The organism is Mycobacterium sp. 1274756.6, assembly GCF_001668625.1.
GTDB lineage: Bacteria > Actinomycetota > Actinomycetes > Mycobacteriales > Mycobacteriaceae > Mycobacterium.
In genome coordinates, this window is sequence record NZ_LZLJ01000093.1 from 230,079 (window position 1) to 243,072 (window position 12,994).

The window sequence follows — 12,994 nt, forward strand, 5'->3', positions numbered from 1 at the left end:
CCGCGCTGGTCACGACGCCGCCGGTGACGGCAGACCGTAGACCCGCCGGGCGGTGTCGCTGGTGGCGAGGGCCAATTCGTCGGCCGGCCGATCCAGCAGATCGGCCAACGCTCTGACAGTGTAGGGCAGACAGTAGGGCTCGTTGGGGGCCCCGCGGAACGGGTGCGGGGTCAGAAACGGGGCGTCGGTCTCCACCAACATCTGTTCCTGCGGGATCAGCGGGACCGCTTCGTGCAGGTCACGGGCGTTGCGGAAGCTCACCGTGCCGGACAAGCTCAGCACCCAGCCGGCGTCGACGCAACTGTGAGCCATCGCACGCCCGGAGGAGAAGCAATGGAAGATCACCGTCTCGGGGGCGCCTTCGGCCCGTAGTACGTCGAGCACCTCGGTGTCGGCGTCGCGGTTGTGGATCATCAGCGGCTTGCCGGTGCGCTTGGCCAGATCGATGTGCCAGGCGAAGGCCTCCCGCTGCACCGCGGGCGTCGCGCACTCCGCCAGCCGGCCGGGCCAGTACAGATCCAGGCCGGTCTCCCCGATCGCGACCACCCGCGGGTGCGCGGCCAGCCGTTCCAGCTCGGCGCGGGCCGGCTCGGTCAGCGCGTCGGCGCGGGTCGGGTGCAGCGCCACCGCGGCGAACACCCGCTCGTCCCACTCGGCGGCGCGGGTCACCCAGGCCGCCGAGTCCAGGTCGTCGGCGATGGTCACCACCGCCTGCACGCCGACCGCCGCGGCCCGGTCGACGATCGCGCGCACCCCGTCGGCGTCGGTCGCGCCGCAGGCGTCCAGGTGGGTGTGGGCGTCGACCAGCGGGGGCAGCGGTTCCGGGGCCGGCGGTGCCGCCCGGTCGGCTCGGCGTCGAGAACTCACGGCCACACCATAAAGTGGAGCCTCGATGACCCCCTACTACCTCACCACCGCGATCACCTACCCCAACGGTGATCCGCACGTCGGGCACGCCTACGAGTACATCGCCACCGACGCGTTGGCGCGGTTCAAGCGGCTCGACGGCTACGACGTGCGGTTCCTGACCGGCACCGACGAGCACGGGCTGAAGATGGTCGAGACCGCCGCCGCCGAGGGCATCCCGACCGCCCAACTGGCCCGCCGCAACTCCGACGTGTTCCAGCGGCTGCAGGAGCGGCTCAACATCTCCTTCGACCGGTTCATCCGCACCACCGACCGCGACCACCACGCCGCGTCGCAGGCCATCTGGCAGCGGATGGTCGACGCCGGCGACATCTACCTCGACACCTACTCGGGCTGGTATTCGGTGCGCGACGAGCGGTTCTTCACCGAAGCCGAGACCCGGCCCGCCGACGACGACCCGGCGGTGCGGATCGCCGTCGAGACCGGCGCCCCGGTGACCTGGACCGAGGAGCAGACCTACTTCTTCCGGCTCTCCGCCTACGCCGAGCCGCTGCTGGCGCACTACCGCGCCCACCCGGAGTTCATCGGCCCGGAGGTGCGCCGCAACGAGGTGGTCAGCTTCGTCTCCGGCGGACTGCGCGACCTGTCGATCTCGCGGACCTCGTTCGACTGGGGGGTGCCGGTCCCCGGCCACCCCGACCACGTCATGTACGTCTGGGTGGACGCGCTGACCAACTATCTGACCGGGGTGGGCTACCCGGACACCGACTCCGAGCTGTACCGGCGCTACTGGCCGGCCGATCTGCACATGATCGGCAAGGACATCATCCGGTTCCACACCGTGTACTGGCCGGCGTTTTTGATGTCGGCGGGGCTGCCGCTGCCGCGGCGGGTGTTCGCGCACGGGTTTCTGCTCAACAGCGGCGAGAAGATGAGCAAGTCGGTGGGCAACGTCATCGACCCGGTCGCCCTGATCGAGCGGTTCGGGGTGGACCAGGTGCGCTACTTCCTGCTGCGCGAGGTGCCGTTCGGCCAGGACGGCAGCTACTCCGACGAGGCGATCATCACCCGGATCAACACCGACCTGGCCAACGAGCTGGGCAACCTCGCGCAGCGCTCGCTGTCGATGGTGGCCAAGAACCTCGGCGGGGTGGTGCCCGAGCCGGGCACCTTCACCGCCGCCGACGACGAGCTGCTTGCCGCCGCCGACGGGCTGCTCGCCCAGGTGCGCGCCCACTTCGACGCCCAGGCCATGCACCTGGGCCTGGAGGCGATCTGGCTGATGCTGGGGGCGGCCAACAAGTACTTCTCCGCCCAGGCGCCGTGGCAGCTGGCCAAAAGCGACGCCGCCGCGGACCGGGACCGGTTCGCCACCGTGCTCTACACCACCTTGGAGGCGGTGCGGATCGCCGCGCTGCTGGTGCAGCCGGTGCTGCCGGAGTCGGCCGGCCGGCTGCTCGGGCTGCTCGGCCAGCCCGAGGACCGCCGGGACTTCGCCGCGATCGGTGAGCGGCTCACCCCCGGGACGGCGCTGCCCGCCCCGTCCGGGGTGTTCCCCCGCTATCAGGACTGACCGGGACGCCGCCGCGGGTACCGCCGTAGTATGACGTTGATCACACCCGAGGTCAGCGTCCCCGCGCGGACCCGACAGGAGGCAGCAGATGGCGACCCCGAGCACGGTGCGCGGACCCCGCCCCGACCCCACCGCCACAACCGATCTCGACGTCGTGATCGTCGGCGCCGGGATCTCCGGGATCGACGCCGCCTACCACCTCAAGACCGAGCGGCCGGATTCCACCTTCACCGTCCTGGAGGGCCGGGACTCGATCGGCGGGACGTGGAGCTTCCACCGGTACCCCGGGCTGCGGTCCGACTCCGATGTGCCGACCTTCGGTTACCGCTTCAAGCCGTGGGGTAGGGCGACGACGATCTCGCAGGCCGACCACATCCTGGAGTACCTGGAGCAGACGGTCACCGAGAACGGGCTGTCCGACCACATCCGCTTCGGCTACCGGGTGCGCAGCGCCGAGTTCTCCCGGGCCCGGCAGCGCTGGACCATCCACGCCGAACACACCGCCAGCGGCGAAACCACCCGGTTCCACGCCCGCTTCCTGTTCCTCGGCTGCGGGTACTACGACTACGAGAACCCGTTCCGGCCGGAGTTTCCCGGCGAGGCCGACTTCCGCGGCCCGATCGTGCACCCGCAACTCTGGCCGCAGGACCTCGACTACGCCGGCAAACGGGTCGTCGTCATCGGCAGCGGCGCCACCGCGGCCACCCTGGTGCCGGCGATGGCCGACGACACCGCCCACATCACCATGCTGCAGCGCTCCCCGGGCTACTACTTCACCCGCCCGAAGGTGGACCGCATCGGTAAGACGCTGACCCGGCTGCTCGGCCGCGATCGCGCCTATCCGCTGATCCGGCGCAAGAACATCGCCTTCCTGCGGACCACTTATGCGCTGTGCCAACGCTTTCCCAACGCGATGGCGAAACTGCTGATCGCCCTGGCCCGCTGGCAGCTGCCGAAGGGCTTCGACGTCGACACGCACTTCACCCCCCGCTACGACCCGTGGACCGAGCGGCTGTGCCTGATCCCGGGCGGGTCGTTCTTCCGCGGCGGCGACTTCTTCAACGCCGTCAAAGCAGGGCGGGCCTCGGTGGTCACCGACCACATCGACCGATTCACCGCGTCGGGGATCCTGCTGAAATCGGGGACCGAGCTGCCCGCCGACATCATCGTCACCGCGACCGGCATCAACATGACCCCGCTCGGCAAGATCGCCCTCAGCGTCGACGGCCGGCCGGTCGACCTGCCCGAGACCCAGGTCTACAAGACCACGATGCTCGCCGGGGTGCCCAACCTGGTGTTCGCCTTCGGCTACGCCCAGCTGTCCTGGACCCTGCGGGTGGATTTGATCTGCCAACACTTCATCCGCCTGCTGAACCACATGGCCGCGCACGGCTACGGGATGGTCGAGCCGGTCTTCGACGGCCGCCCGATGGTCCGCAAGGCGCTCATCGACCTGCAGTCCAACTACGCCCGGCGGGGAGCGCCGGTGTTCCCCTACGGGGGCACCGCGGCGGCCGGGCCCTGGTCGGCCGAGCCCGACTACCGGGCCGACACCAAGCGCCTCTGCGCCGACCCGGTCGACGACGCCGCGCTGCTGTTCACCGCGGCCAGATCCGCCGCCCGAGCGTCCTGATGAGCCCAGCCGCACCCAACCCCGGAGGAGAACCACGATGAAGACCACGGCCGCCGTGATCCATGCCCCCGAGCAGCCCTTCGAGCTCATGGAGCTCGACCTCGACGGGCCGGGTGAGGGCGAGGTGCTGATCCGGTTCACCGCGGCCGGCCTGTGCCATTCCGACCTGCACCTGACCAGCCCCAACCTGCCGGTGCGGTACCCGATCGTGGGTGGGCACGAGGGCGCCGGGGTGATCGAGGACGTCGGCCCCGGGGTCACCAAGGTCAAACCCGGCGACCACGTGGTGTGCTGTTTCATCCCGAGTTGCGGCACCTGCCGGTACTGCTCGAACGGCAAGCAGGGCCTGTGCGACCTGGGCGCCACCATCCTGGAAGGGTGCATGCCCGACGGCGGATTCCGCCGGCACGCCGCGGGCACCGATTTCGGCGCGATCTGCATGCTGGGCACGTTCGCCGAGTACGGGACGGTCTCGCAGCACTCGGTGGTCAAGATCGACGACTGGCTGCCGCTGGAGACCGCGGTGCTGGCCGGGTGCGGGGTGCCCACCGGCTGGGCCGCCGCCAACTACGCCGGCGGGGTGCGCGCCGGGGACACCGTGGTGGTCTACGGCATCGGCGGGGTCGGGATCAACGCGGTGCAGGGCGCCGCCCACGCCGGCGCCAAGCATGTGGTGGCCGTCGACCCGGTCGCGTTCAAACGCGACGCCGCGACGAAACTGGGCGCCACCCACGCCTTCGCCACCGCCGAGGAGGCGCTGGCCAAGATCACCGACCTCACCTGGGGCCAGCTCGCCGATCAGGCGCTGGTCACCGTCGGCGAGGTCCACGAGGACGTCGTCTCGGCCGCGTTCGGCTCGATCGGCAAGGGCGGCACGGTGGTCGTGGTCGGGCTGACCGGTGATTTCACCGAGCGGGCGGTGCACGTCTCGGCCGACGAGATGGTGCTGTTCGGCAAGACGATCAAGGGCACCCTGTTCGGGTCGGCCAACCCGCAGTACGACATAGTGCGGCTGCTGCGGCTGTATGACGCCGGTCAGCTCAAGCTCGACGAACTGATCACCGAGCGCTACCCCCTCGAGCGGATCAACGACGGGTATCAGGACCTGCGGGACGGCAAGAACATCCGCGGCATCATCACGTTCGGCTGACCGGTCGGGCGGGTCGGCCAGCGCGCCGCTGCGGCGCTTTTGCGTCTGCTCGCCGAACCCAGCAAGCTAGGCGGGTGCGCATCCAATCGCTCGGCGACCTCGGCGAACCCGCCGGGGTGCTGCGCGCCGTGGGTGCGGCGACCGCGCGGCTGGGCCTGCCCCCGCCCGCCGCCCTGACCGGCGAGTGGTTCCGGTCCCGGGCCGTCATCGCGCCCAGCGTCGCGGTGCGCCCGGTGGACCCGGCGGCGGTGTTCCCCGGACCGGCCGGCGGCCCCGGCGACGCCGTCGGCGGCGGCTGGGTCGGCTACCTGTCCTATCCCGATCTCGGCGCCGAGCGGCGGCCGCGCCGACTGCCGCAGGCCGCCGGCGGCTGGACCGACTGCGTGCTGCGTTGCGACGGCACCGGCGGCTGGTGGTTCGAAAGCCTCACCGGCGCGCCGATGCCGGGCTGGCTGGCCGACGCGCTCGCCCGCCCGGCGCCGGCGCGGGCCTGCCACATCGACTGGCGGTATCCGGACCGCGGCACCCACCACGCCGGGGTGCTGGCCTGCCTGGCGGCGATCTCCGCCGGCGAGGTCTACCAGTCCTGCGTGTGCACCCAGCTCACCGGCACCGTCGCCGGGGACCCGCTGGACTTCTTCGCCGACGCGATCGCCCGCAGCGCCCCCGCGCGCGCGGCCTACCTCAGCGGCCGGTGGGGGGCGGTGGCCTCGCTGTCCCCCGAGTTGTTCCTGCGCCGGCGCGGCGAGGAGGTGATCTCCAGCCCGATCAAGGGCACCCTGCCGCTGCGGGCCGACCCGGCGGAGCTGACCGCCTCGGCCAAGGACGTCGCCGAGAACATCATGATCGTCGATCTGGTCCGCAACGATTTGGGCCGGCTGGCCCGCACCGGCACGGTCACGGTGCCCGAACTGCTCGCGGTGCACCGGGCGCCGGGGGTGTGGCATCTGGTGTCGACGGTGGCCGCCGACGTGCCCACCGACGTGCCGATGACCGCGCTGCTGGAGGCCGCCTTTCCGCCGGCCTCGGTCACCGGGACACCGAAATTGCGTGCCCGCCAACTGCTCTCACGATGGGAGCCGCACACCCGCGGCGTGTACTGCGGCACCGTCGGGTTCGCCTCCCCGGTCGCCGGCTGTGAACTCAACGTCGCGATCCGCACCGTCGAGTTCGACCCGGCGGGCACCGCGGTGCTCGGTGTCGGCGGCGGGATCACCGCCGACTCCGACCCTGACGCGGAGTGGCAGGAGTGCCTGCACAAGGCCGCTCCGGTCGTCGGGCTCGACACCGCCATGCCCGCGGTCGGCTGACGGCCACCCGGGCGTGAGGCGGCTCACTGTCACGTTCTGGCACCCGCCGGTGTCTTGAGGGCAGAAGCCCAGAACCGGACAGAGGAGATTCCCATGAGCCGCACCCACGTCGTCGTCCTCGGTGGAGGCTATGCCGGCACGCTGGCCGCCAACCGGCTGCGGTCCCGGCCCGACGTCGATGTCACCCTGATCAACCCGCGGCCGATGTTCGTCGAGCGGATCCGGCTGCACCAGCACGTCGCCGGCACCGGCGCGGCGACCGCCGACTACACCGACCTGCTCGGCGACCGCGTCCGGCTGCTGGTCGACACCGCCGAGACCATCGACCCCGCCGGGCGCCGCGTGCTGCTGGCCTCCGGCGCCGCCGTGGATTACGACTACCTGATCTACGCCGCCGGAAGCACCGGGCCGGTGTCCCCGGCGGTGCCCGGCGCCGACGAATTCGCCTATGCCCTCTCCGAGTTCGAGCAGGCGGAGCGGCTGCGCCGCCAGCTGCGCAAACTGCCCGACGGGGCGCGGGTGACCGTGGTCGGCGGCGGGCTGACCGGGATCGAGGCGGCCGCCGAACTGGCCGGGCAGGGCTACCGGGTGCGGCTGCTGGGCGGCGGACGGCTCGGGCCGTCGCTGAGCGAGCCGGGCCGCCGCTCGGTGGCCAAGGCGCTGACCCGGCTCGGCGTCACCGTGCTGGAGACGGCGGTGGTCATCGAGGTGCGCCGCGACGCGGTGGTGCTGGCCGACCGGATCGCGCTGCCCAGCGCGCTGACCGTGTGGACCGCCGGGTTCGGTGTCGCCGGGGTGGCCGCCGCCAGCGGTCTGCCCACCGATGCGCTCGGCCGGCTGCGCACCGACGAGACCCTCACCTGCATCGACGACCCGTGGATCGTGGCCGCCGGGGACGCCGCCGCGCCGTCGGGGCGGCCGCTGCGGATGAGCTGCCAGGCCGCCCTGCCGATGGGTGCCCAGGCCGCCAACACCGTGCTCGCCCGGATCGACGGGACCGCCCCGGCCGCCCTGGATCAGGCGTTCGTCAGCCAGTGCATCAGCCTGGGCCGCCGCCGCGGCACCGTGCAACTCGCCCGCTTCGACGACACCCCGATCAACGTGTTCGTCGGCGGCCGGCTGGGCGCGGCGATCAAGGAGGCCATCTGCAAGGGCACCGTGTGGGCGATTCGCCGGGAAGCGGCCAAGCCGGGCGCCTACCGTTGGCTCAGGGGCGGCCGGCGGTTCGCCGACGAGCAGCCGGCGCCGCAGCAGGGGGTCCGCGCGTGAGAGAGCCCGACGAGCACACCGAGCGGTTCACCGTGCTGCGCCCGCTGCTGTTCACCGTCGCCTACCAGATACTGGGGTCGGCCACCGAGGCCGACGACGTCCTGCAGGACAGCTATCTGCGCTGGATCGCGGTGGCGCTGCCCGAGGTGCGCGACACCAAGGCGTATCTGACCCGGCTGGTGACCCGCCAGGCGCTCAACGCGCTGCGGGCCGGCAGCCGCCGCCGGGAGGACTACGTGGGCCCGTGGCTGCCCGAGCCGCTGCTGCTCGACGAGCAGGACCCCGCCGAGGATGTGGTGCTGGCCGAGTCGGTGTCGATGGCGATGCTGGTGGTACTGGAGACGCTGGGCCCCGACGAACGCGCGGTGTTCGTGCTGCGGGAGGTGTTCGGGTTCGACTACGAGGAGATCGCCGCCGCGGTCGACAAGTCGGTGCCGACCACCCGCCAGATCGCCCACCGGGCCAAGCAGCACGTCGCCGCGCGGCGGCCCCGGTTCGCCCCGGTCGACCCGGCGGAGAGCCTCCGGATCACCGGCGAGTTCCTGGCCGCGGCCGCCTCCGGTGAGGTGGAGTCGGTGCTGGCGATGCTGGCCCCCGACGTGGTCTGGACCGCCGACAGCGGCGGCAAGGCCTCCGCGGCACGCCGCCCGGTGGTGGGCGCCGAGAAGGTGGCGATGCTCGCGATCGGCTTGCGCCGGCTGGGCGAGGCCTTCGAGCGGCTGCGCTTCGAGACCGCGGTGTGCAACGCCGCACCCACGGTGCTGGTCTACGACGGGGGCCGCCTCGAGGGCGCGTTCACCGTCGAGGTCACCGACGGGCTGATCAGCAACTTCTACGTGATGCGCAACCCGGACAAGCTGGCCGCGCTGGCCACCGGGCGGCGGATCAGCCGGTAGCGCGGGCGCGCAGCACCGCGTCGTAGAGCTCCCGCCGCGACACCGCCCCCGGATGGTCGGCCGCCACCTGCGCGCAGGCATCCTTCAGCCGTTCCCCGCCGCGGGTGCGCTCCTCGACCTCGGCGACCAGGTCCGCGACGTCGGCGCTGGCCGTCGCGCCGTCGAGCACCACGGTGATCTCGCCGAGCACCCCGCCGGCGGCCCAGGCGGCCAGCTCGTCGACGCTGCCGCGCACCACCTCCTCGTGCACCTTGGTCAGCTCCCGGCAGACCACCGCGGCGCGGGACCCGAACAGTGCGGCGGCGTCGGCCAGGCAGGCCGCCAGCCGGCGCGGCGACTCGAAGAACACCACCGTGCGCGGCTCGGCGGCCAGGGTGGTCAGCCAGGCGCGCCGCGCCGCCGGTTTGCGCGGCGCGAACCCCTCGAAGCAGAACCGGGCGGCGGGCAGGCCCGAGACGGCCAGCGCGGTGGTCACCGCCGACGGGCCGGGCAGGCAACTGACGGCGATGCCGGCGTCGACGCAGGCGCGCACCAGCCGGTAGCCGGGGTCGGAGATCAGCGGCATCCCGGCGTCGCTGACCACCAGCACGGTGGCGCCGGCTGTCATCTCGGCGACCAGGGCGGGCACCCGGGCGGCCTCGTTGGCGTCGAAGAGGCTGACCAGCCGGCCGGTGATGGTGACGTCGAGGGCCTTGGCCAGGGTGCCGACCCGGCGGGTGTCCTCGGCGGCGACCACCTCGGTGGCGCCGAGCGCGGCGACCAGCCGCGCCGACGCATCGGCGGGCTGTCCGAGCGGGGTGGCCGCCAGCAACAGTCGCCCAGCGGTCATGGCCGACAGCCTACGATCGACGGTGATGACCGCCCCGCCCGACACCGGCCAGCCCGCCGCGCCCGCCGTGCCCGCGGTCCCGCTGATCAGCCCCGCGCCGCTGCTGCCGCCTGCGGATTTCGGCCCGCTCGACCGGGCCGGCGGTTGGGCGATGACGGCGGTGGTCACCGCGTTGGCCGCGCTGACCCGCTTTCTGAACCTGGGCTCACCCACCGATGCGGGCACCCCGATCTTCGACGAGAAGCATTACGCCCCGCAGGCCTGGCAGATGCTGGGCAATCACGGCGTCGAGGACAACCCAGGCTACGGGCTGGTCGTGCACCCGCCGGTGGGAAAGCAGCTGATCGCGCTCGGCGAGGCGCTGTTCGGCTACACCGGGCTGGGCTGGCGGTTCACCGGCGCGCTGCTCGGGGTCGCGATGGTGGCGATCGTGGCGCGCACCGTGCGGCGGATCAGCCGTTCCACGCTGGTCGGCGGGATCGCCGGGCTGCTGCTCATCGGGGACAGTGTCAGCTTCGTGGGGTCGCGCACCGCGCTGCTCGACGGGTTCTTGACCTTCTTCGTGGTGGCCGCGTTCGCGGCGCTCATCGTCGACCGCGACCAGATGCGCCACCGCATGCACGTCGCCTTCGTCGAGGGCCGGATCGCCGAAACCCGGTGGGGGCCACGGCTGGGGGTGCGCTGGTGGCGCTTCGGCGCCGGGGTGCTGCTGGGGTTGGCCTGCGCGACCAAATGGTCGGGGCTGTATTTCGTGGTGGGCTTCGCGGTGCTGTCGCTGGGCTTCGATGTGGCCGCCCGCCGCGCCTACCGGGTGCCGCGGCCCTGGCTGGGGGTGCTGCGCCGCGATCTGGTTCCGACCGGCTACGCGCTCGGGCTGATCCCGATCGGGGTGTATCTGGCCTCCTATGCCCCGTGGTTCGCCTCCGAGACCGCGATCAGCCGCCACGAGGAGGGCCGGGGGATCGGGTTGACCGGCGGCTTCGGGGTGGTCCCGGATGCGTTGCGCTCGCTGTGGCACTACACGTTCAAGGCCTACAAGTTCCACTCCGGGCTGACCAACGCGGCGGGCAACCATCACCCGTGGGAGTCCAAGCCGTGGGCGTGGCCGATGTCGCTGCGCCCGGTGCTCTACGCCATCGACCAGAACGACGTGCCGGGCTGCGGTGCGCAGTCGTGTGTCAAGGCGGTGCTGCTGGTCGGCACCCCGGCGATGTGGTGGCTATCCGTGCCGGTGCTGCTGTACGCGGCCTGGCGGATGCTGGTGCGCCGGGACTGGCGTTATGCGGCGGTGCTGGTGGGCTACTGCGCGGGGTGGCTGCCGTGGTTCGTCGACATCGACCGGCAGATGTACTTCTTCTACGCGGTGGTCATGGCGCCGTTCCTGGTGATGACGATCGCGTTGATCTGCGGCGACATCCTGCACCGGCCCCGACGCAACCGGGAACGCCACGTCCTGGGGATGATCGTCGTGTCCTGTTACGTCGCCGTGGTGTTGACGAACTTCGCGTGGCTGTTCCCGATCCTGACCGGGACACCGATCTCGCAGACCACCTGGAACATGGAGATCTGGCTGCCGAGCTGGCGGTGACGCTGCCTCACAATCGTTCCCGCGCGATCGGGGAGCACATGCACCGCGGGCCGCCGCGGCCGGTGCCCAGCTCCGCCGCGGCGATGGAGAGCACCTCGATCCCCGAATCCGCAAGCCGGGCATTGGTTTCGGTGTTGCGTTCGTAGGCGACGACGACACCGGGCGCCAACGCCAGGGTGTTGTTGCCGTCGTCCCACTGCTCGCGTTCGGCGGTCACCGGGTCCAGGCCGGTGTCGATGACCCGCAGCCGGTCGATGCCCATCGCGGCGGCGGCAGCGTCGACGAACGGCAGCGCGTCGTCGATGCGGATCCCGGTCGCGGTGCGCCGGATCGGGTAGGCGGACAGGCTGTCGGCGATGTTGGGGTACATCACCACCGCGTCGGTGTCGACCATGGTGCAGACGGTGTCCAGGTGCATCTGGGCGCGCTGCTGGGCGATGGGCACCGCCAGCACGGTGTCGGCGAGCCCGTCGTCGAGCAGGCTGCGGGCCAGGGTCTCCGCGCCGGCCGGGGTGGTGCGCTCCCCCACCCCGATCGCCACCACCCCCGCGGCCAGCAGCAGCACGTCGCCGCCCTCGACCGGGGCGGAGCGGGATTGATAGGCGCGGCGCACCCGGGTGAACCGGGGGTGGTGGGTGTAGATCAGGTCGGTCAGCGCGGCTTCGCGGGCGCGGGCCGGCAGCGCCAGCGACGGGATGATCACCCGCGGGCCGACCCAGATCGAGGAGTCGCGGGTGAACACCAGGTTGGGCAGCGGCGCGATGGCGAAGTCACCGCCGTGGTGCATCCGGCGCACCAGCGAGCCGTCGGCGCCCAGCGGCAGTTCGGTGAACGTCATCCCGGCCATCAGGATCTGCGCCAGCTCGGCCGGCGCCAGGCCGCGCAGGTAGGCGGTGAGCTCCTCGGCCAGCGGGCCGCCCAGCCGGCGGGCGTCGACGGCGGCGGCCACCCCCTGCACCCGGGCGGCGCCGCTGTGCAGCGCCTCGGTGAGCAGATCGGCCAGCAGCAGCACCTCCACCCCGCGCGAGCGCAGCAGCGCGGCGAACGCGTCGTGTTCCTGCTGGGCGCGGGTCACCCAGGGCAGGCCGTCGAAGAGCAGCGAGTCGCTGTTGCGCGGGGTGAGCCGGGCCAGTTCCGGGCCGGGGCGGTGCACGATGGCGGCCCGCAGCGTGCCGACCTCGGAGTCGGAGCCCAGTTCGGTGACGCTCACAGTCGCCACGGTAGCGGCGCGGCACCGCCCACACCGCGAAATCGAATGTTTGTGCGATAAACTGTCGGCCGTGGCGGTAGCGGTACAGGACTCGCTGTTCGAGCACCACGAACGCCGCGCGCTCGGCGCCGGCGCCTGGATCGACGTGCGCTCCGGCTGGACCGACGAGGCGGATGCGCTGTTCGCGGCGCTGCGCACCGGGGTGCGCTGGCGCGCCGAACGGCGCCGCATGTACGACCGGGTGCTCGACGTCCCGCGGCTGGTCAGCTTCTACGACCTGGCCGTCGAGGATCCGCCGCATCCGGCGCTGGCGCGGCTGCGCCGCCGCCTCAACGACATCTACGCCGGGGAGTTGGGCGAGCCGTTCACCACCGCCGGGCTGTGCCTGTACCGCGACGGCGACGACAGCGTGGCCTGGCACGGCGACACGCTGGGGCGCGGGCGCACCCAGGACACCATGGTGGCCATCCTCAGCCTGGGCGCCACCCGCACGTTCGCGCTGCGCCCCCGCGGCGGGGGCCCGTCGCTGCGGCTGCCGCAGCGCCACGGCGACCTTCTGGTGATGGGCGGGTCCTGCCAGCGCACCTGGGAGCATGCGGTGCCCAAGACCAGCGCGCGCACCGGCCCGCGGATCAGCGTGCAGTTCCGGCCGCGCGGGGTGCGCTGAGA

The 12,994-nt window shown here is 72.3% G+C and carries 11 protein-coding genes; 8 read left to right on the forward strand and 3 right to left on the reverse strand.

What is annotated here, in order from left to right; translation table 11 throughout:
- Positions 1–9: 9 nt before the first annotated feature.
- Entirely contained in the window at positions 10–873 is an 864-nt protein-coding gene (locus tag A5643_RS15785) for a TatD family hydrolase (protein ID WP_066857594.1), read from the reverse strand.
- 19 nt (positions 874–892) lie between these two features.
- Here A5643_RS15785 and metG point away from each other — a divergent pair, with 19 nt between their 5' ends.
- The 6 genes from metG (at position 893) to sigJ (ending at position 8,698) form a co-directional block, all read left to right on the forward strand.
- Positions 893–2,440 (forward strand): methionine--tRNA ligase, encoded by a 1,548-nt coding sequence (metG, locus tag A5643_RS15790; protein WP_066857597.1) that lies wholly within the window; start codon positions 893–895, stop codon positions 2,438–2,440.
- A gap of 88 nt (positions 2,441–2,528) precedes the next feature.
- A complete protein-coding gene (locus A5643_RS15795; protein WP_066857600.1) occupies positions 2,529–4,073 on the forward strand; it encodes a flavin-containing monooxygenase in 1,545 nt (514 codons plus the stop codon).
- 37 nt (positions 4,074–4,110) lie between these two features.
- Positions 4,111–5,223, forward strand: a complete 1,113-nt coding sequence (locus A5643_RS15800) for an NDMA-dependent alcohol dehydrogenase (RefSeq protein ID WP_066857603.1) — start codon at positions 4,111–4,113, stop codon at positions 5,221–5,223.
- A gap of 74 nt (positions 5,224–5,297) precedes the next feature.
- Positions 5,298–6,533: an aminodeoxychorismate synthase component I gene (locus A5643_RS15805; RefSeq protein ID WP_066857606.1), complete on the forward strand. Its 1,236-nt coding sequence runs from the start codon at positions 5,298–5,300 to the stop codon at positions 6,531–6,533.
- A gap of 93 nt (positions 6,534–6,626) precedes the next feature.
- Positions 6,627–7,802, forward strand: a complete 1,176-nt coding sequence (locus A5643_RS15810) for an NAD(P)/FAD-dependent oxidoreductase (RefSeq protein WP_066857609.1) — start codon at positions 6,627–6,629, stop codon at positions 7,800–7,802.
- A complete protein-coding gene (gene sigJ, locus A5643_RS15815; protein WP_066857612.1) occupies positions 7,799–8,698 on the forward strand; it encodes an RNA polymerase sigma factor SigJ in 900 nt (299 codons plus the stop codon). The genes A5643_RS15810 and sigJ overlap by 4 nt, the downstream gene beginning before the upstream one ends.
- On the opposite strand, the gene rsmI is transcribed toward sigJ, so the two are convergent.
- Complete coding sequence (gene rsmI / locus A5643_RS15820) at positions 8,688–9,527, reverse strand: 16S rRNA (cytidine(1402)-2'-O)-methyltransferase (protein ID WP_066857614.1); 840 nt, start codon at positions 9,525–9,527, stop codon at positions 8,688–8,690. The genes sigJ and rsmI overlap by 11 nt on opposite strands.
- A 25-nt stretch (positions 9,528–9,552) precedes the next feature.
- Between rsmI and A5643_RS15825 the strand changes: the two genes are divergently transcribed.
- On the forward strand, positions 9,553–11,115 hold the full coding sequence (locus A5643_RS15825) for a dolichyl-phosphate-mannose--protein mannosyltransferase (protein ID WP_066857617.1): 1,563 nt from the start codon (positions 9,553–9,555) through the stop codon (positions 11,113–11,115).
- 7 nt (positions 11,116–11,122) lie between these two features.
- Here A5643_RS15825 and A5643_RS15830 read toward each other — a convergent pair whose 3' ends face one another.
- Positions 11,123–12,325, reverse strand: coding sequence for an arginine deiminase (locus A5643_RS15830; protein ID WP_066858055.1), 1,203 nt, complete (start codon positions 12,323–12,325; stop codon positions 11,123–11,125).
- 70 nt (positions 12,326–12,395) lie between these two features.
- Here A5643_RS15830 and A5643_RS15835 point away from each other — a divergent pair, with 70 nt between their 5' ends.
- On the forward strand, positions 12,396–12,992 hold the full coding sequence (locus A5643_RS15835; RefSeq protein WP_197497749.1) for an alpha-ketoglutarate-dependent dioxygenase AlkB: 597 nt from the start codon (positions 12,396–12,398) through the stop codon (positions 12,990–12,992).
- Positions 12,993–12,994 lie beyond the last annotated feature (2 nt).